20 protein-coding genes are annotated in these 18565 nt (G+C 41.5%); 9 read left to right on the forward strand and 11 right to left on the reverse strand.

The window, feature by feature from the left end; genetic code table 11:
• Positions 1-346 precede the first annotated feature (346 nt).
• Together BUC07_RS12845 and BUC07_RS12850 are read right to left on the reverse strand one after the other, a co-directional pair.
• Positions 347-649, reverse strand: coding sequence for a hypothetical protein (locus BUC07_RS12845; protein ID WP_139279575.1), 303 nt, complete (start codon positions 647-649; stop codon positions 347-349).
• Positions 600-809, reverse strand: coding sequence for a hypothetical protein (locus tag BUC07_RS12850; protein ID WP_073170106.1), 210 nt, complete (start codon positions 807-809; stop codon positions 600-602). Before BUC07_RS12850 ends, BUC07_RS12845 begins: the two co-directional genes overlap by 50 nt.
• Before the next feature lie 564 nt (positions 810-1373).
• Between BUC07_RS12850 and BUC07_RS12855 the strand changes: the two genes are divergently transcribed.
• From BUC07_RS12855 to BUC07_RS12870, 4 genes are all read left to right on the forward strand, one after another.
• Positions 1374-2519, forward strand: coding sequence for a PSP1 domain-containing protein (locus tag BUC07_RS12855; RefSeq protein WP_073170108.1), 1146 nt, complete (start codon positions 1374-1376; stop codon positions 2517-2519).
• A gap of 16 nt (positions 2520-2535) precedes the next feature.
• Entirely contained in the window at positions 2536-3009 is a 474-nt protein-coding gene (locus BUC07_RS12860; protein ID WP_073170110.1) for a gliding motility lipoprotein GldH, read from the forward strand.
• Between the two features lie 50 nt (positions 3010-3059).
• Entirely contained in the window at positions 3060-3806 is a 747-nt protein-coding gene (gene trmB / locus BUC07_RS12865) for a tRNA (guanosine(46)-N7)-methyltransferase TrmB (RefSeq protein ID WP_073170112.1), read from the forward strand.
• A gap of 144 nt (positions 3807-3950) precedes the next feature.
• Positions 3951-4280 carry an MGMT family protein gene (locus BUC07_RS12870; RefSeq protein ID WP_073170251.1) on the forward strand — a complete coding sequence of 110 codons (330 nt, stop codon included), beginning with the start codon at positions 3951-3953 and terminating at the stop codon, positions 4278-4280.
• Positions 4281-4296: 16 nt separating this feature from the next.
• On the opposite strand, the gene BUC07_RS12875 is transcribed toward BUC07_RS12870, so the two are convergent.
• The 6 genes from BUC07_RS12875 to BUC07_RS12900 form a co-directional block, all read right to left on the reverse strand.
• Positions 4297-5145, reverse strand: a complete 849-nt coding sequence (locus BUC07_RS12875) for a VOC family protein (RefSeq protein ID WP_073170114.1) — start codon at positions 5143-5145, stop codon at positions 4297-4299.
• On the reverse strand, positions 5142-5588 hold the full coding sequence (locus BUC07_RS12880; RefSeq protein ID WP_073170116.1) for a VOC family protein: 447 nt from the start codon (positions 5586-5588) through the stop codon (positions 5142-5144). The genes BUC07_RS12875 and BUC07_RS12880 overlap by 4 nt, the downstream gene beginning before the upstream one ends.
• Positions 5589-5663: 75 nt before the next feature.
• Positions 5664-6074 carry an SRPBCC family protein gene (locus BUC07_RS12885; protein ID WP_073170118.1) on the reverse strand — a complete coding sequence of 137 codons (411 nt, stop codon included), beginning with the start codon at positions 6072-6074 and terminating at the stop codon, positions 5664-5666.
• A gap of 270 nt (positions 6075-6344) precedes the next feature.
• A complete protein-coding gene (locus BUC07_RS12890; RefSeq protein WP_175552532.1) occupies positions 6345-6944 on the reverse strand; it encodes a CPBP family intramembrane glutamic endopeptidase in 600 nt (199 codons plus the stop codon).
• 321 nt (positions 6945-7265) lie between these two features.
• On the reverse strand, positions 7266-7946 hold the full coding sequence (locus tag BUC07_RS12895; protein ID WP_073170123.1) for a hypothetical protein: 681 nt from the start codon (positions 7944-7946) through the stop codon (positions 7266-7268).
• Positions 7930-8703 (reverse strand): CPBP family intramembrane glutamic endopeptidase, encoded by a 774-nt coding sequence (locus BUC07_RS12900; RefSeq protein WP_073170125.1) that lies wholly within the window; start codon positions 8701-8703, stop codon positions 7930-7932. Before BUC07_RS12900 ends, BUC07_RS12895 begins: the two co-directional genes overlap by 17 nt.
• A 188-nt stretch (positions 8704-8891) precedes the next feature.
• Between BUC07_RS12900 and BUC07_RS12905 the strand changes: the two genes are divergently transcribed.
• The 5 genes from BUC07_RS12905 to BUC07_RS12925 all read left to right on the forward strand — a co-directional run bounded on the left by BUC07_RS12905 (position 8892) and on the right by BUC07_RS12925 (position 16286).
• A complete protein-coding gene (locus BUC07_RS12905; protein WP_073170127.1) occupies positions 8892-10007 on the forward strand; it encodes an Mrp/NBP35 family ATP-binding protein in 1116 nt (371 codons plus the stop codon).
• A gap of 165 nt (positions 10008-10172) precedes the next feature.
• Complete coding sequence (porW, locus tag BUC07_RS12910) at positions 10173-13871, forward strand: type IX secretion system periplasmic lipoprotein PorW/SprE (protein ID WP_139279576.1); 3699 nt, start codon at positions 10173-10175, stop codon at positions 13869-13871.
• Between the two features lie 175 nt (positions 13872-14046).
• On the forward strand, positions 14047-15603 hold the full coding sequence (gene porX, locus BUC07_RS12915; protein ID WP_073170131.1) for a T9SS response regulator signal transducer PorX: 1557 nt from the start codon (positions 14047-14049) through the stop codon (positions 15601-15603).
• 49 nt (positions 15604-15652) lie between these two features.
• The gene (mntA, locus tag BUC07_RS12920; RefSeq protein ID WP_073170133.1) at positions 15653-15976 is read left to right on the forward strand and encodes a type VII toxin-antitoxin system MntA family adenylyltransferase antitoxin; all 324 of its coding nucleotides are present in this window, start codon (positions 15653-15655) and stop codon (positions 15974-15976) included.
• Entirely contained in the window at positions 15945-16286 is a 342-nt protein-coding gene (locus BUC07_RS12925) for a HepT-like ribonuclease domain-containing protein (RefSeq protein WP_073170135.1), read from the forward strand. Before mntA ends, BUC07_RS12925 begins: the two co-directional genes overlap by 32 nt.
• A 5-nt stretch (positions 16287-16291) precedes the next feature.
• Here BUC07_RS12925 and BUC07_RS12930 read toward each other — a convergent pair whose 3' ends face one another.
• From BUC07_RS12930 to trpA, 3 genes are all read right to left on the reverse strand, one after another.
• Positions 16292-17140: a damage-control phosphatase ARMT1 family protein gene (locus tag BUC07_RS12930; protein WP_073170136.1), complete on the reverse strand. Its 849-nt coding sequence runs from the start codon at positions 17138-17140 to the stop codon at positions 16292-16294.
• A gap of 228 nt (positions 17141-17368) precedes the next feature.
• Positions 17369-17560, reverse strand: a complete 192-nt coding sequence (locus BUC07_RS12935; RefSeq protein WP_073170138.1) for a hypothetical protein — start codon at positions 17558-17560, stop codon at positions 17369-17371.
• Positions 17561-17751: 191 nt separating this feature from the next.
• Complete coding sequence (gene trpA, locus BUC07_RS12940) at positions 17752-18555, reverse strand: tryptophan synthase subunit alpha (protein ID WP_073170253.1); 804 nt, start codon at positions 18553-18555, stop codon at positions 17752-17754.
• Positions 18556-18565: the final 10 nt, after the last annotated feature.

The following is an 18565-nucleotide window of genomic DNA, read 5'->3' on the forward strand; positions in this document are numbered from 1 at the left end:
GAATTATAATTATTATATCCCCTGGTAGTCATTCTATAACAGATTTGTGGTAAAATCCATTAAGATACTGATTATCAGGGGTTTAATCAAATATTTTAAATACTTATTTTGCTCATTTTCAAATAGTTATCCACATTTTTAACGAAGTATTGTATCAAAAATTATAGATTTAAAGTTGTACTTTCAAATTTCAATCATACTGTAATTCCGGATAATCCCGATGCATGTGAATTAGATATTATCACAACTGCGAAAGAATATACAAATTCAGGGATGAGCAAAAAATATCATAATACCGTATGGAGTGATATAAAAAATCAGTCAGAAATTTTTTCTAAAAATGTTTTTACAGAATTAGAGCAAGTGATAAATAATAACTTTGAGGATTCTGATGATGATTGGTAATCAGATCTTTAAATTGCTGTGAAGGGAACCTTTCTCTCCCAAAAGACCCTTTTATTTTTTCTTTTCGTTCTTTTATAACGTTTACATACCAATCGGTCAGGCTGGCCCGTTGCTTGTCTTCTATCAGTATTTGAACAGCTTCAAGGAGGAATGCGGGGTGGTTGTCCAAATCGATGGCTGCAAGGCCGCCAATTTCAAGGCCCCATTTTGCCTGTCCTGCACAACCAGACCAGTACCAGTCCACACCTGGTGTTTTTCTTCCCTGATTTATTGATGTAGCTCGGGTCAAATGCGATTACAAACCGGCTGCCACCATGCGAAAGGGCAAGTTCTTTGTTAAAATCGAGCCAGGGAAAAGGTTTTTTCAAATTGTTGTCGGTATCTTTGTTCTTTGAAATTTCCATAGCGGCCAAGCTGTAAAAAGTTGACACGCCCTTTAATGGAAAGCAAAAGGATAACGACTTCGCAGAAAAAGTCTTTCCTGCATTTGTTAAAAACTGATATTTTGTTTAATATTCTGATAATTAACGAATTATAATTATTATATCCCCTGGTAGTCATTCTGTAACAGATTTGTGGTAAAATCCATTAAAATATATTGATTGCCAGGGGTTTAATCAAATATCATGATGGCTTATTTCACTCATTTTTCAAATAGTTACCAATATTTTTTAACGAAGTGTTGTTAATTGAAGGTTCCTGTAATACATTGTCTTTGCGTAAGACACCAAATGACAAAAATTAAATTTCTTCCTTGGAGTCCTTCGGGCAAATAAATTCAAAAAGCTGAAAAACCAATTATCGAAACAATATAGATTTCAGAAAATCCATTTCTGCTATTTTATAATCAATTTAAAAAGAATCGTTTTCAACCTTAAATTGGTATTAATCATTATTTTTGTGAAATGTAATGCTGTTATTATGCTGTATATTTTTTTAAATTAACACATTACCCAGAACTGATTTTTATGGCAAACGTGGATTTGATAGAAAGGGGAGTATGCAAAAAACATCAGGATAGCTGTGCAAAACTGCAAGTTACCGATTGGATGAAAGATGTTGTAAGTACCGGCAGTACCGATGGTATTGTTGAAGTACGCTTTAAAAATACCCGCAAAGATTTTTACAGGAATGTAAATAATTTAAAACTCGAAGCAGGCGATATAGTGGCTGTTGAAGCCAATCCCGGACATGATATAGGCATTGTTTCGCTTACCGGTGAGCTGGTGAGCGAGCAGATGAAAAAACACAAGGTGACTACCATTAACGGCGAACTGCGGAAAGTGTACCGCCAGGCTAAACCGCAGGATATCGACAAATGGAAAGAAGCCATCTCGCTGGAATACGAAACCATGATTGAATCGCGGAAGATTGCTTCCGATTTAAAACTGGATATGAAAATTGGCGATGTGGAATTTCAGGGCGATCGCACCAAAGCCATTTTTTACTACATCGCCGACGGGCGGGTCGATTTCAGGCAGCTCATAAGAATACTGGCCGAAAGATTTCATATCCGGATTGAAATGAAGCAAATTGGCGCACGCCAGGAAGCCGGCCGGATTGGCGGCGTGGGGCCTTGTGGACGCGAACTTTGCTGCGCCACCTGGATTTGTAACTTTGTATCGGTAACCACTAACGCCGCCCGCTATCAGGATATCTCGCTCAATCCGCAAAAACTGGCCGGGCAGTGTGGCAAGCTGAAATGCTGCCTCAACTTTGAAGTGGATACCTATATGGATGCACAGAAAGATTTTCCGCCTACCAATATTCCGCTCGAAACGGAATTTGCCACCTTTGAATTTATTAAAGCCGATATTTTTAAAAGAATCTTTTGGTACTGTCAAAAAGGCGATACTCCTTCGTCCCTGATTGCCTTGCCGGTTGAAAAAGTAAAACGGGTTATAAAAATGAACCGAAACGGGAAAAAGCCTGAAAAGCTTATTTCTGAAACACTGGAAGTGTCGAAACAAAAAGACGAGATGTTTCACAACACGGTAGGCGAAGAAGATCTCGATCGTTTTAACCGGCCAAAAAAGAAATTGCGTAAAAAGAAAAGGCGCAATTACAACAAAAATAAAAACCATAACAAGAACCGAAATCCCCGCAAACGTTAAACAAGATTAAACGACCATGTATAAATTTCTTATTCGTTTTTTTGTATTCGTTATTGCAGCAGCGGTGGGCATTTCGTGCGACCAGACGCAGGTTTTCGGTAAATATAACGCCATACCTGATGCACAGTGGCACAAAGATTCGCTGGTTGTTTTTACCGTTCCGGTAACCGACACGCTGCAAAACCACAATTTGCGGGTAAATGTGCGAAACGAAACAACATACAATTACAGCAACCTCTGGCTTTTCGTGGAGATTATCCAGCCCGATGGCGAAACGATGAAAGATACGTTTCAAATGGTGTTGGCCGAACCTTCAGGAAAATGGCTTGGCGACGGAATCGGAAAACTGAAAACGCGTCAGGCTATTTTCCGGCGAAATGTCTATTTCCCGGTGTCGGGCGAATACACTGTGAAAATCCAGCATGGCATGCGTGAAGAGACACTCCGCGGAATTCACGATGTGGGGTTCAGCGTTGAAAAAGTAAATTAAACCACCAGACAGGTAATTTTTAAGTAAAATAGTAAAAATAGTATTGAGTTGTGAGCAAAAATAAGCTGGCAAAGTTTGAAGAGATGAAAACCTTTGAACATGTTGTTCAGGCTCCGTATAATGCTGTCGGGCATAACGATTTTCATCTGAAAGGGGAATGGGCGATCCGATTTTTTAAAAATGAAAATCCTATTGTTTTGGAGCTGGGCTGCGGTAAAGGAGAATATACCGTGGAGCTGGGCGGGCGGTTCCAGGAGAAAAATTTCATCGGTGTCGATATTAAAGGGGCACGTTTGTGGAAAGGTGCCAAAATTGCCTTGCAAAAAGAGTTGAAAAACGTGGCGTTCCTGCGTACCAACATCGAAATTATCGATCAGTTTTTCGGGCCCGGCGAGGTGGAGGAAATCTGGCTCACTTTTCCCGATCCGCAAATGAAGAAAAGCAGAAAGCGGCTCACTTCCACCTTCTTTTTTAATAAGTACAAAAGTTTTCTGAAGAAATCCGGCACTATCCATCTGAAAACCGACAGCAATTTTCAGTTTAACTACACCCGTGAGTTGGCACATAAAAATAATTTTGAAATCCTGGCTGAAACCGATAACCTTTATGAGTCGGAAATGCAGGACGAAACACTGCAGATAAAAACATTTTATGAAAAGCAGTGGCTCAGCCGCGGGATTAATATAAAGTACCTGGCTTTTCAGTTAAATGACGCCGAACTCGAAGAACCTGAAATTGCAATAGAAAGAGATGAATACCGGAGCTTTGGGAGAAGTGCGAGGGAAATGAATGAGTGAAAATAACAGACAGCAAGCACACCAAAAATCAAATAAATTTCAACTACCCAAAATGCAAATTCCAGACATTGGTGCGGTTTGATTGAAGTTTATGGTTTGGAATTTATTTGTAATTTGGGAATTGATAATTGGTATTTCAAAAACATGAGCGATTTTTTTGAAAAAGTTTACGAAGTGGTGAAGTTGATTCCTCCCGGGCGTGTAACTTCCTATGGTGCCATTGCAAAATATTTGGGTGCCGGAGGTGCCGCGCGCATGGTGGGGTGGGCCATGAATGCTGCCCACAGCCATGCTGATTATGTGCCGGCCCACCGGGTGGTCAACCGCAACGGGCTGCTCACCGGGAAACACCATTTCGACACGCCCGATGCCATGCAGGAACTGCTCGAAAACGAAGGTGTGAAAGTTATAAACGATCAAATCATCGATTTTAAAACCCACTTCTGGGATCCGATGAAGGAGTTACAGGATTGACTAAGCTTTTTGTTTTTTAATTACCCTCCGCCGCTGCCAGCAATTTGTCAATTTCAAACTTTTTCATTTGCATGAAGGCCTGAACAACAGCCTGCCCTTTTTCAGGATCATTTATGAGTTTTTGCAACATAGCCGGAACGATTTGCCACGAAATCCCGTATTTGTCTTTCAACCAGCCGCATTGTTCGGCTTCAGGCACAGCCGACATTTTTTTCCAGTAATAATCGATCTCCTCTTGTGTTTCGCATTCCACTACCAGCGAAATGCCTTCGTTGAACCCGAACCCATGTGGCTGGGAACTGTCCATTGTCATCATCACATAACCATCGATGCTGAACTGGGCGTGTTTTACATGGCCTTCTATATCGCCTTCCCCGGCTCCATATTTCATAATTCCGGTAACGGATGAGTTTTTGAATATCGATGTATAATACCCGATGGCTTCTTTAGCTTTCCCGGCTTTTTCGCCCGTAAACATAAGCGTGGGAGAGAATTTCTGTCCCACATCTTCCATTTTCCCAAACGCCAGTTGCCAGCTAACGCCGTACTTGTCCTGAATCCAACCGTATTTTGGGCTCCATGGATATTTGTCGAGTGGCATCAGTGCCTTCCCTCCGTCCGATAGTTTAGCCCATGCATTTTCAACTTCCGTCTCACTTTCGCAGGTTACATAAAAGGAGATGGACGGGTTGGGCGTAAACTCCGGCCCGCCGTTGAGGCACATAAACTTTTGCCCGGCGGCCTCAAATGTGGAGACAAAGTGGTTTTCGTCGGTAATTTCGGCACCGAACACAACACAGTAAAATTCTGCTGCTTCTTTGGCCTGTTGGTTAAACCAAAGACACGGATAAATCTGTTGTTTCATGACGGACTTTTTTCCGAACAGTTAAACATCCAATGTACACCGAATTTGTCTTTGCAGCTTCCGTAATAATCGCCCCAAAACATGTCCTGCAGTTCGGTTTCCACCTCGCCACCTTCGGATAGGGCTTTGAACAACCGACTGGTCTCTTCCCTGGTGTCGGGCATCAGGTTGATATACATATTGTTTCCTGGATTTAGCTTAAAATCCAACGATTCAGGGGCATCTGTGCCCATTAAATAGTGGCCGTCGAGAATGGGGAGTGTGACGTGCATCACCAGGTTTTGGTCCTCCTCCGGAAGAGGGCCCATTTCGTCCCCGGGCGGGATATCTTTGAAACGGATAATTCCGTCGCCCATAAACTCAGTGCCAAAAACCGATTTGTAAAAATTGAACGCTTCTTCGGTGTTGCGGGTAAAATTCAAATAAGTGCTAACGCTTGCCATAATAATTGTTTTTTAATGGTTGAATATTAAACTTCACAAATTTCTTTCAGTTTGTTCAGCGCTTTGAGGCAGGCATTATAAGTGCTCTGCATATTTTTTAAAATTATCGAGGATAGCTTGCCAGCCCTGGCGTTGCATCTCAACCGGGTTGGCATTTTCTGCGTCGAAAATTTCGGTTATTGTTGTGGAAGCGCCGTTACTTTTGAAGTTAACCGACACTTTTCTGCCATCCCCGAGGGTATAGGCAATCCGTGTGTTGGGTTTTACTTCATCGTAAATCCCTTCAAAATCGAACCCGATACTTCCGTCTTTGGCCTCCATACGCGCGTTTAATTTTCCGCCCACACGTAAATCATTTTCGGCGGTGGGGCAATGCCAGTCATCCACTGCGAAATTCCAGTTTACAATGTGTTGTGGGCTGTTCCACAAGTTCCACGCTTTTTCAACGGGAACTCCGATACTTGCTTCTACTGTGATTGTTTGCATAGCTTTAATTTTAGATGTCTGAATGTAAATTACTTTTGCCAGTTCAAAGATAAAAAGGTATTTTATTATTTTGTGTATGTAAATACGTCAAATTAGGGGGCGGATTACGACACTCCTTTTTTGTAATACATGTTCAAATTGAACAGGTGCCCGATAGCCTGACGGCTGCAAGCTGCCCAAAAACCGGGAATATGAACGATTCCAATTAGTAATTTATCCCTTTTAGGGTTATCCCAAAGTCACCACGTCCTATGGGCATGGTTTTTTACTTTATTCCTTTTCATCCTCAAATGTATTTTCCGGAGTTTCAACTTTCTTAACCATCTCTTTTATAAGAAAGAAAGTGAAAAAAATTCCAAAAATGACCAGTGGGATATACCTGGAAATATTTACTGCACTTGCTTCAATAACCTGTTCTGTAGTCAATTGACTTATTAAGTTTATAAAAATGTGGAAAAGGATTGGAGCAGCGATTGATTTAGTTTTGTGGTATGCGATACAAAAAGCAAATCCGGATATAAGTTTAATTACTCCTTCTCCTGAAAAATCAAAATGAAAAAGTGCAAACAGAACGCTCGATATGATAATGGCCGGCATTAAATTGAAAGTTCTTTTTAAATAGTTGAAAACAATGCCTCTGTAAACAATTTCTTCAATGATTGGAGCCACAATTACATAACTGAAGAATGTTAATATAAAAAGATAGTCAACTTCAATTTTTCGGGGAATAAATACCATTATTTTCCCCATCATTAAATTTTCGAAATAAGCGACAGGTTCTGAAATAACCGGGTTAAACAGGAAAATAACCAAACTGGTTAGCAGCAGAATTAATGAAACGCCGAAACTGATTGGTTTTATTTCCTGCATTAAATTTAGGTTCCATTTTTTAAGGAAATAGATTATAACAGGTATTTCCATTAAATAGGCTACAAAAATAAAAGCATACAGATTTATAAAATCATCATTAAGAACATAATGAGAAAAGACAAGAGCTGAAATTGTAAAAACAACCTGTATTAAATAGCAGCAGGTTATAAGAAACAAAGCATTTACTATACTTCTGGTCTTTTCATTTTTTATTTTAGGTATGTTCTTAAAAGTCATTTTCTGAATACGTTGATTTATAGGTTTGCAAGCGAAAAATTGTAAGTTGTCGTCGCAGATTTCGCAGGGCCGTTCATTTTCTTTTTAATTGAATAGTATGAGTGCATCCTGCCCAATTGTCGCATCACTTTTTTGCTTTGTCCAATCAATATTAGTTTCTGTTTTTATTTTGTTTTTAGCTAACACGTAGGTTTTATAGTAGCTTTTCTTTGATGTTGAATTATTATGCCGGAATTCAAGTTTAATTCTTTTGGCCGACAAAATTTTCAATATTGACGGAGATTCTAAAACGGGCCCCGGTTCATCGATTACGATGGTCGCATCTGGAGAAAAATCTATTACCATCTGTTTTTTTAGTTCGTCATAGTCGATACTGGTTATTTTCAATGGGTTTTGGTTCGGTTCGCTATGCCAGTCTCCAAATATCCTTAGGGTGCCTCCTTTACACAGATGTTGATTTTTATGATTTAATTCCGCCAATTCTTTTGGGGTTCTTTTTTTTGTTTCACTGTCGCTGGTCGGTTCAATATTATCCAAATCAGGTGAAGTATATACAACTGTCATAGAATCAAAAAAACCATTGCGCTGAACTTTTTGAAAAATCCGGATTCCAATCCAAACCGCCAGCAGTCCTAAAATTACACAAATAATAATCCCTGCCAGATTTTGCAGCTCGTTGTAAATTAATACTCCAATAATTATTGCAATTACAAAAGGAGCAACTCCTGCTATTAGTCCTGCAATAATGTTAATTAGTTTTTTCATTTTTTATTGTGTTTAGTTTTGAAATAAGATGTTTTGCAGCCAGATAAATTACTGGGATTGAAATAGACAAAAGAAAAATATGTAAAGTCAATGAATCTAAAATTGCGTATTCAAAGAGTAAGTAATTGGTAAGCAGAACAGTTAGGTTTAAAAAGGCATGAAGTAAAATTGTTGTTCCAATACTTTGAGTTTTATAATAAATCCAACCAAAGATTAACCCGATAATAAAAGCTCCCCATATCTGTAGTGGTTTTCCGTGTATTAATCCGAAAATGAGGGCAGAAAAAACTATTGCATATTTGGGCGAGTATCTTGTCAACAGTCCTCTTAATATGATACCCCTGAAAATTATTTCTTCCAAAATCGGGGCAATTAGTACTGCCCCGAAAGCAAAAAATGGCCTGTTAAATGGATTAGAAATTTCGGTTTCGTTTTGAAGTATTTGCTCAATAAAAGTATTGACAGGTTTATTAATTCCAACAGAAAAGGCAAAAAGTAAGACCAACATTAAATAAAGAAGCCGGTTGTTTATAATTTTGAAGTTCCAGCTGAATCGTTGTTTTTTGCGGTAGTTAATCCAATAAGTAATACCAATAAAAACAAAACATACCAATACAAAAAAAATCGTTTGATGCAACTCGCTTCCTGTATTCGAATTAGCACCAACAAAAAAGAAAAAAGGCATTGTAAGCAATAATGAAGCAAAGAGTAAACCAATTATATGAATGATTTTATTTGGGAAAAATGTTTCTTTCATAAATGCAGTAATCCATGTTTTCTCTTCTGATCCAATTATCTCCTTTTTATATTTTGTAGATAAATGTATTAAAAATTATGAAATTTCCAGTCCAAAATATTTAGAATCACTCTAAATAAATTCTTGCAACGCACCACTTTCACCCGGATATTTTTTAATTTTGCAATTCATTTAAAAACAGGATTGTTATGTCAGATATACCGAATAAATTAATTGTCCCCAAAAACGTAACCGACGCACTACGCACCATTAAATACCCCGACAGCGAAGAAGACATTGTTTCGCTCGATATGGTGCAGGAAATCAGGATTGCCGGGAAACGCGTGAGTTTTTCACTGGTTTTTCAGAAAAGCAACGACCCCAACATTAAACCGCTGGTGATTGCCTGCGAAAATGCCCTGAAAAAATACCTTGGCGATGAGGTGGAGATTGAAGACAACATCACCGTAAAGTTTTTGCACGATATGGAGCGTCCTGTACTGCCTGGCGTGAAAAACATCATAGCCGTTGCATCGGGCAAAGGCGGCGTGGGGAAATCTACCGTAGCTGTTAATACCGCGGTGGCACTGGCGCAACAGGGATTTAAAGTGGGGTTGATTGATGCAGATATTTTCGGGCCATCCATCCCCAAAATGTTTGGCGCGGAAGGTGCCCGTCCCACAGGCGAGAAAATCGACGGGCGCGACATGATACATCCGGTTGAAAAATACGGCGTAAAATTTCTTTCCATTGGCTTTTTTGTGGATACCGACAGCGCTGTTATCTGGCGCGGGCCAATGGCATCCAATGCACTGAAACAGCTCATGATGGATGCCCACTGGGGCGAGCTCGACTACCTGCTCATCGACCTGCCACCCGGAACCAGCGATATTCATTTAACACTGGTGCAAACCGTTCCGGTAACCGGGGCAATTATTGTAACCACTCCGCAGGATGTGGCACTGGCCGATGTGGTGCGCGGTGCCAGCATGTTCCAGAGTAAATCTATTGATGTGCCGGTGCTTGGGCTGGTAGAAAATATGGCCTGGTTTACCCCGGCCGAACTGCCTGAAAACAAGTACTACATTTTCGGGCAGGACGGCGGCAAAAAACTGGCCGAAAAACTGGGATTGAAATTGCTGGGCCAAATACCCATCGTGCAAAGCATCCGCGAAGGGGGCGACGAAGGCAATCCATCAGCAACCCATCCCGATTCGGTGACCGGAATGGCCTTTGACGATGTGGCAAAAAGCCTTGTTCACCAGGTGCATTTGCGCAACATTGAAAGGGCACCAACCAAAAAGGTGAAAATTACCCGGAAATAGGAGATGTCTGAAAAAAATAGTTTTTAGCCATCCCGTAGATGACCGAAATTGCAGCACTGCAAAAATTATTATTTTTGTGTCCCCGCAAGGGAATAAAAGTGAAGGATGTTTTACAATATTCTACCCGAAAATGAGTTTATTCCTAAAGCTGGTTAAAATTACTGTTTGAAGCGCTATTTTTCACATACCATCGGGGTACTGCTGCTACTTTTGTTAGTGCCGCTTTTCCAGAGGTGTTCTACTGAAAAGAACACCTTTGCTTCGCGTACATTTCACAAGGTAACTTCAAAATACAATGTTTACTTTAACGGAAACGAAAGCCTTGAAAATGGCCTGGAACGAATTGAGGAAAGCATTGAGAATGATTACACGCGTCTGCTTCCCATTTATAAGGTCAGTGATCCATCAGCGGCCAACCTGGTGAAGTCGGATATGGACAATGCGGTGATTAAAGCATCGAAATTAATAGAACTGCATTCCATAACTGCCAAACCTAAACGCCGGCGCCGCCGTACCCGCAGGTACCAGGAGTTTGCCAGCCAGGAGGAATTTAACCCCTGGATTGACGACAGCTACCTGCTTATGGGAAAGGCGTATTATTATCAGCACAATTTTATGGCGGCCATCGATAATCTTTCCTACATTCTCCGTAAATATCCCGATGGCGATGCAAAATATGAAGCCTACATCTTTTTAATCCGAAGTTATTCCGAACTGGAACGATTTGCCGAAGCTTCGGAGATGATACAAACGGTTCAGGGAGAACCTGATTTTCCGCGCAAGCTGGAGCGCGAACTGGCCGTTGCCACTGCCGATTATTACATGAAGCAGGAGGAATACAATGAGGCCATTAAATTTATTGATATTGCCCTCGAAAAAACTTTCTGGCGAAAAGATAAAGCTCGGCTCCAGTACATTGAAGCGCAGTTGTACGAAGAAGTTGGCAAGCCCCTTTTGGCAGCAGAGGCATACGAAGCCGTTACCAAAATGAACCCCGATTATAAAATGGCGTTCAATGCAAAAGTGAATGCCGCAGGTACGTTCTCAGGAGAAGGGAATCTGGAAGAGAATAAAAAAGAGTTGCGTAAAATGTTGCGCGACAAGAAAAACGTTGAATTTCGCGATCAGATTTACTATGCCCTCGGGAACATTCAGCTAACAGAGGGTAACCGCGACGAGGCCATTGACAGTTACCGGAGCTCGGTGGCAACCAGTTTCAACAATCAGTTTCAGCGGGCACAGTCGGCCATTACGCTTGCCGATTTGTATTTTGAGGATTTAAAATACCGCGAGGCACAGGCCTACTACGATAGTGCCATGATTATTATAGACGAAACCTACCCCAATTACAATTCGCTGCAGTCAAAATACCGCAGTCTTACCAATCTTACTGATAATTTAATGACCGTGGAACGGGAGGACAGCCTGCAGCAAATTGCGCAAATGCCCGAGATGGAACGCGAATCGCTGATTGCCCGGCTGATGCGCGAAGAACAGGAACGCCAGCGAAATGCCGAAAACCTGGCCATGCAGGATCAGCGCAGCCAGGGCTACTACCGCTCAAACCGCTACCGAATGGGCATGGGAAGCGGGCAGCAGGGCGCCGGATGGTATTTTTACAATCCGCAAACTGTTTCGTACGGGCGGGTTACTTTTCGTCAGCGATGGGGACAGCGGCAACTGGAAGATAACTGGCGGCGTTCCAACAAGGGAACTTTCACTGAGGGTGAAATGGATGAATTTGCACAGGCTGACTCGGCACAAATGGAAATTAAGGTGGATGATCCGTTGAAAAAGGAATTTTACACCCAGGACTTGCCGCTCACTGATTCGCTTATGGAAATTTCGCACCAGCGCATTATCGATGCACTGTATAATGCCGGGAAAATTTATAAATCGGAATTTTCAAACTACGAACGATCGGCCGAAGCTTTCGAAGAGCTGATTGAGCGCTATCCCGAGAATGATTACGTGCTGTCTTCCTATTTCGATTTATACGATTTGTATGAGTTGATGGGCAACACCGAACGGGCAAATTATTACCGCAACCTGATTATATCGCAGTTCCCCGACAGTAAATATGCGCAGTACCTTACCAATCCCAATTTTTTTGTTGAAATGGAGGCTCGTACCGACAGTTTGAACAGCCTTTACGAACAAACATTTCAGAGCTACCGCTCGGGCAATTACCGCAATGTGATTTCACTCACCAACTCGATGAAAGAGCTGGAACCCGACAGTGTGGTGCTTCCCAAAATTGATTTTATGGGCACCATAGCGCAGGGAACTCAAACCGACATTCATAATTTTGAAAGTCTGCTTGAAAACTATATTCAGCAATACCCTGCAGCCGAACCCACACCGCTGGCTACCGAGATTCTTACTCTGATTCAGGACAGTACCCTTGCCGATTACCAGAAACTTGTGGACATGGGCTACATCAACGAGGAGATACAGAATGAAGAAGTACTGATGGAAGACAGAATGGAGGATGACGAGTTTGGCGGAAAATTTTCGTACGAGGAAGACTTGCTGCACTACTTTGTAATTGCATATCCGCGCAGTGCTGACATTGATATGAACCGGCTCAGGTTCGATATTGCCAACTACAACATCGACCATTATACCCGGAAAGATTTTGATATTGAAACCGAAAACCTGAATGAGGAGCTGAGCCTCGTGGTTGTTCGCGCCCTCGAAAATAAAGAAAACGGGGTGATTTATCACCGGGCAATTATTCGCAATGCGCCGGTTTTCCAAACCCTCAGCGATGGTGACTACGTTAATTTTGCCATTTCTTCAACCAATTACAGGCAAATTTTATCGGAGCAATCAATTGCCGATTACCTCAAATTTTTTGTTAAAAACTACAGCCGCTATATTGGTTCTGATTTCAGCGACGAAGCACCTGAACTTTCACCCGAAGAGATGATGGCCAAAGCCCGCGAAGAAGAGGAAATGCTGCGTGAACGGGGCGAATTTGTAGTGGTTGAAACCGGTGCCGGACAGGAAGGACTTTTTACCACCGATATCGATACCACACAACTGTTTGTTCTGGCGGTGAAAGATCTCGGTTTGTCGATGCGACAGGCGCTGAGAGGTTTTGCAGAGTTTAATCGCAACGAGTTCAGAAGCTGGAATTTGGGACAGGAGTTGCAAACATCAGGCGATTACCAGCTGCTCATCGTGCAGGGGATTCCATCGCTTAACGAATCCATGTCTTATTTCCGGAGCGTAGTGTTGAACCGCGATTTATTCGAACCGCTTGGTAGAACAACTTACCGGAATTTCCTGATTACCGAAGAAAACCTTGAAACGTTGATGGAAGAAGAGAATGTGGATGATTACATCGGGTTCTTCCGTAATAATTACGTAAACCGCGATCAGTCGCAGCGGGGCGCTACAGAGACCCGGGCCACCGAACCTGTTGAGGCAGCAGAAACAACTGAAACAGAACAGGTGGTTCAGGAAGAACCGGAAGAATATACCGGGCCCTATAACCTGGAAATTGAGAAACCACACCTCTTCGTGTTTGTAATTCCGATTGAAGGAGTTCAGAAAGCAGAATTTATTAGCGGAATTGAGCAGTTCAACTCGCTAAGTGACGACTCGCTGAACCTGGTTATCGAAGAACAGCCGCTCGACGAATTCCGCGAAAATATTGTGGTAAGCGGTTTCCCCGACAAAGAAACAGCTACCCGCTATTTCCGTACTGTTGTGCAAAACCGCGATCTTTTTACTCCGCTGGGTCAGGGCAGCTACCGTAATTTCCTTATCACGGAAGAGAATTTCGGGATTTTCATGGAGGAAAAAAACATTACCGATTACATGGATTTCTACAAGCAAATTTACCTTGGAGAGTAGGGCTTGCAGGTTAAAGTTTGTTAACTCCTGTGGAGGCACTTTTTTTGTTTGTAACTTTACCGTTAGCCGAATAAACAGTGATGAATTCTGAATAATATTCATTTTTACAATTTTACCGGCAAAGGCATTCCCGGAAACCGGGGCCGACTTTGGAAAACAATTTAAAACAGAAAGCATGAGAAAACCAATTATACTTTGGGTTGATGATGAAATAGATGTATTACGTCCGCACATTCTTTTTTTAAGGGAAAAGGATTACGAAGTGGAAACCGCCAACAATGGCAACGATGCGGTTGAAAAGGTGAAACAACAGTTTTTCGATATTATTTTTCTGGATGAAAACATGCCGGGAATGTCGGGGCTCGAAACCTTGAACCAGATAAAAACGCTTTCGCCAAACGTGCCGGTGGTAATGATTACCAAAAGCGAGGAAGAAAATATTATGGATGAGGCCATTGGTTCAAAAATTGATGATTACCTCATCAAACCTGTTAATCCCAAACAGATTTTGCTCACGCTTAAAAAGAATATCGACCAGAAAAGACTGGTAACCCAGCAGACCACATCGGCTTACCAAATGCAGTTCTCGCAACTGGGAATGAAAATTAACGAACGCCTCACCTGGGAAGAGTGGATTGATGTGTACCGGAAGCTGGTTCACTGGGAAATTGAACTGAGCGAGTCAGAAGATGCCGCCATGGATGAGGTGCTGAACATGCAAAAGGAGGATGCCAACACAGCTTTTTTCAAGTTTGTAAAAGAAAATTACCTGGAGTGGCTGAACCGCGAACCTGGAGAAAGGCCGCTGTTATCGCCCGATATTTTTAAAGAGCGCGTTTTCCCGCTGCTCGATGAAGGCAAGAAAGTTTTTGTGCTGGTAATCGATAATTTCCGTTTCGATCAGTGGCGGACACTCAGCTCGGTTTTTAACGAATATTTCCGTACGGAATCCGATGAACTTTATTACAGTATTTTGCCCACAGCCACTATGTACGCGCGAAATGCCATGTTTGCAGGATTAATGCCTTCGGAAATAGAAAAAGTGTATCCTGAATTGTGGGAAGACGATGATAATGAAGGGCATAAAAACAGGCACGAGGAAGAACTTCTGCGTCGCCAGTTGAAACGGAGCGGCAGGGATGAAAAGTTGTATTTTGAAAAAGTGTCGGGAATCCGGCGCGATCGTCAAACTTCGGATAGCTTCAGAAATATTCTCGACAGCGATTTATCGGTGATGGTTTTCAATTTTGTGGATATGATTTCGCACGCCCGCACCGAAATGGAGATGTTACGCGAGCTGGCCAACAACGAAAAGGCCTACCGGTCGTTAACATTGAGCTGGTTTAACCATTCATCGCTGCTTGAGCTTATAAAAAACCTGGCCGAGAATAATATTCATATTGTGGTAACTACCGACCACGGCGCTATCAGGGTGAATAACCCGGTGAAGGTGATTGGCGACCGCGAAACCAACACCAATTTGCGTTACAAGTTGGGCCGAAATCTGAATTACAAGTCAAAACAAGTGTTTGAAGTGCGTGATCCGAAATTGGCATTTTTGCCCTCGCGCAATGTGAGTACCAGCTATATTTTTGCGCATAGCAGCGACTTTTTTGCCTATCCGAACAATTATAATTACTACGCCAATTATTACAAAGATACCTTCCAGCATGGCGGTATTTCGCTCGAGGAAATAATTATACCGCTGGTTACACTGGTGCCGAAAGGATAGAGTTTTTATGGGGCTTTTTTCAGGAATTTATTTTATATAAATTTGAACAATGGAACTGATTAGAAAAAATATTTCTGAAATTAAAAAACTCTGCAGCAAGTATAATGTTGCCGAGTTGTATGTTTTTGGTTCGGTTACCAAAGGAAATTTTTCACCTTCAAGTGATATCGATTTTCTTGTTCAGTTTGAAAATGTTGACCCACGGGAATATTTTGATAATTATATGGATTTTAAAGAAAAACTGGAAACTTTGCTCTCCAGAGAAGTTGATTTAGTGGAAATTCAGACCGTGAAAAATCCGATTCTCAAGCGTTCAATTGACCGTGATAAAATATGCTTATATGGACGAGAAGATTCTAAAATGGCTGTATGATATTAGAAATGCAATCAACGAGATAGATGGTTATTTTGCCAATGTTCCATTGGATTTTACACAATACCAAAACAATACTATTTTAAAAAGGGCAGTGGAAAGAGATTTGGAAATTATTGGTGAAGCTGTGAATCGAATTCTCAAAAAAGAACCCGGTTTTCCTATTGAAAATGCCAGGCGGATTGTAGGATTGCGAAATCAGATAATTCATGCTTATGACAGTATTTCTGACGAAAATGTCTGGGCAATCATTATAAAACACATTCCTCTTTTAAAGTCAGAAGTTGAAGATATTATCAATGATAATTGATTCAATTAAACCAGACTTCTTTTCACGACAAAATCTCCTTTTTCTGCGCCTATTTTACGGCCGATAACCGGGCATTTCACCATGAGTAAAAAGAAAAGTCGCGGGTCGGTTTCAAACATCAATCCTTCGTAATTTCCCATTCCTTTTGAAATGATGAGGTCGGCCTTTTGGTAAATTTCCTGAAACTCCGGGCTTATCCGGTTTAGCAGCGTAGAAGGAGCATCGTCGCCATTGGAAATAATATTTGCCACGTGATGGATCCCCACCTCGCGTGCTTCTTTTTCAGTGGCATCGTTTAGCACAGGTGTTTCCCGCACGGCAAACCAAACATTGGGGTGAGCTATGGTTTCAAGAAAAAGTTTGTCGAGGACAATTTCGCCGCAATTGTCGCCCAGGTACAAAATGGTTTTTGCCTTCTTTATTTCTTCCTGAAGCTGTCGCGAATGGTCGATAGCAAATTGAGAGTTCAGCACTTTTTCAATGGTCCCTTCCACATCAAAATGATTGGTGGGGCCAAAGTCGATGATGTTGCCGGCAATAGCCAGCCGCAATGCCGTATCATGGGGATTTTCAGAATTGCGTATCCTTTCGCGGAATTCATCGTATCGCTCCAGCATCATGTTGTTGCCTTCCTGTTTTTCTTTAAGGTACGGGTCCTCAACAGTGGAGTACGCTCTTAGACGAGCCAGAAGATTTCGCGTAATTTCGGGTGAATAGCTGTTTCCCAGATCGGTGAATGCAATTTTTCTCAGCATTTCACTTACCACATGGTCTCTTTCTTCTTCCGGAATTTCATATTTCTCAAGCCGCTGTTGCAGCGATTTTACCTGGCAAATCAAACATTCGTAGTTCATAAATACAAAACTAATAACAATTCATCTCTTTTTTTAAAGAACTTTGGTTCGTTTTAAAATGTATGCAAAAAAATACATAGTGATCACATTTGTTGCGAAATCGGGATAAAAAAGTGTAGATGAGATTTTGAATTAGAATTTATTGATGAAAATAATAGGGGAGAGGATAATTCCGGAAGTTTTCGTTATTGCAAAAAAAAGGCGGGAAATTATCCCGCCGGTAGTTTTTTACGCCGCGATGCAGGCAAAAACATCAGCCAAAACATCGGGATACTTATCTTTAAAATTCTCGTAGCACCAATCGTGCAATTCCTGCACTTCGTCAGGTTCAATCCAGTGCAGGCATTTTGTGAGTTCTTTCCTGAACAGTTGTTTACTGAAGCTCACTTTGGGTAAAATAATCTTAGCGTATTCTAACATGGCTCTTCATTTTTAGTTTTAATGAATCGACTATTAATATAACACCATTTTTATATAAACCGTATGTTGCAAAATAGGGTTTAACAATCATTAACAATAGCATACAAAATAGTCTTTTTCTATCTCGTTGTATTATTGCCGATTACCCTGAGCTCCTTGAAAACCTGTTTTATAACATCGACAATGTGTTTTTAACTTTTTGCCGTGGTTTTTGTGTTTCCGGTGATTTTTTTGGTGAAATCGCGGATGGAATTTTGGAGTTCATTTCCCGACTGAAGCGCTTTCACAAATGCACTGCCAATAATCGCTCCGCCGGCATATTTGCAGGCATTGGCAAAGGTGTCGTGGTCGGAAATTCCGAAACCAATCAGCCGCGGGTTTTTCAGGTTCATTTGCTGAATCCGTTCAAAATAATCCTGTTGAAAATCTTCCACTTTTTTGCCGGCGCCAGTGGTCGCTGCCGATGAAACCATGTAAATAAATCCGTTTGATGCCTTGTCGATTTGCCGGATACGTGCTTCCGGTGTTTGCGGTGTAATGAGTAGAATGTTGTGCAGATTGTTTTTTGCGAAATTTTTCTTGTAGTGTGCTTCGAACTCTTCCAGTGGCAGGTCAGGCAAAATGATTCCGTCAATTCCGGTTTCGCTGCATTTTTTGCAAAACTGTTCCAGGCCAAATTGCATTACAGGGTTGAAATAGCCCATTAAAATAAGCGGAATTTTTACCGATTCGCGAATGTTTTTCAGTTGCTCGAAAAGCAAATGAAGTGACATGCCGTTTTTCAGCGCAATTTCGCTGCTGTGCTGAATAGTTGGCCCGTCGGCAGTGGGATCCGAAAACGGAATGCCGATTTCAATGAGGTCCACCCCGTTTTTTTCCAGTTCCTGAATGATTTTAACGGTATCGTCCAGGTTGGGAAATCCGGCCGTAAAATAAACCGAAAATATATTCTCTTTTTTCGTTTCGAAAAGCCGATTGATTCTGTTTTTTTTCATTGTATTATTT

It is taken from the genome of Tangfeifania diversioriginum, from assembly GCF_900141875.1.
In the GTDB taxonomy this organism is placed as follows: Bacteria; Bacteroidota; Bacteroidia; order Bacteroidales; family Prolixibacteraceae; genus Tangfeifania; species Tangfeifania diversioriginum.

Excerpts from the sequence above, each read along its gene's own strand:
- BUC07_RS12850 (WP_073170106.1), bottom strand. The coding sequence starts at position 809 with ATGGAAATTTCAAAGAACAAAGATACCGACAACAATTTGAAAAAACCT.
- BUC07_RS12855 (WP_073170108.1), top strand. The coding sequence starts at position 1,374 with ATGGCAAACGTGGATTTGATAGAAAGGGGAGTATGCAAAAAACATCAG.
- BUC07_RS12860 (WP_073170110.1), top strand. The coding sequence starts at position 2,536 with ATGTATAAATTTCTTATTCGTTTTTTTGTATTCGTTATTGCAGCAGCG.
- BUC07_RS12870 (WP_073170251.1), top strand. The coding sequence starts at position 3,951 with ATGAGCGATTTTTTTGAAAAAGTTTACGAAGTGGTGAAGTTGATTCCT.
- BUC07_RS12875 (WP_073170114.1), bottom strand. The coding sequence starts at position 5,145 with ATGAAACAACAGATTTATCCGTGTCTTTGGTTTAACCAACAGGCCAAA.
- BUC07_RS12880 (WP_073170116.1), bottom strand. The coding sequence starts at position 5,588 with ATGGCAAGCGTTAGCACTTATTTGAATTTTACCCGCAACACCGAAGAA.
- BUC07_RS12885 (WP_073170118.1), bottom strand. The coding sequence starts at position 6,074 with ATGCAAACAATCACAGTAGAAGCAAGTATCGGAGTTCCCGTTGAAAAA.
- BUC07_RS12890 (WP_175552532.1), bottom strand. The coding sequence starts at position 6,944 with ATGCAGGAAATAAAACCAATCAGTTTCGGCGTTTCATTAATTCTGCTG.
- BUC07_RS12895 (WP_073170123.1), bottom strand. The coding sequence starts at position 7,946 with ATGAAAAAACTAATTAACATTATTGCAGGACTAATAGCAGGAGTTGCT.
- BUC07_RS12900 (WP_073170125.1), bottom strand. The coding sequence starts at position 8,703 with ATGAAAGAAACATTTTTCCCAAATAAAATCATTCATATAATTGGTTTA.
- BUC07_RS12905 (WP_073170127.1), top strand. The coding sequence starts at position 8,892 with ATGTCAGATATACCGAATAAATTAATTGTCCCCAAAAACGTAACCGAC.
- porX (WP_073170131.1), top strand. The coding sequence starts at position 14,047 with ATGAGAAAACCAATTATACTTTGGGTTGATGATGAAATAGATGTATTA.
- mntA (WP_073170133.1), top strand. The coding sequence starts at position 15,653 with ATGGAACTGATTAGAAAAAATATTTCTGAAATTAAAAAACTCTGCAGC.
- BUC07_RS12925 (WP_073170135.1), top strand. The coding sequence starts at position 15,945 with ATGGACGAGAAGATTCTAAAATGGCTGTATGATATTAGAAATGCAATC.
- BUC07_RS12930 (WP_073170136.1), bottom strand. The coding sequence starts at position 17,140 with ATGAACTACGAATGTTTGATTTGCCAGGTAAAATCGCTGCAACAGCGG.
- BUC07_RS12935 (WP_073170138.1), bottom strand. The coding sequence starts at position 17,560 with ATGTTAGAATACGCTAAGATTATTTTACCCAAAGTGAGCTTCAGTAAA.
- trpA (WP_073170253.1), bottom strand. The coding sequence starts at position 18,555 with ATGAAAAAAAACAGAATCAATCGGCTTTTCGAAACGAAAAAAGAGAAT.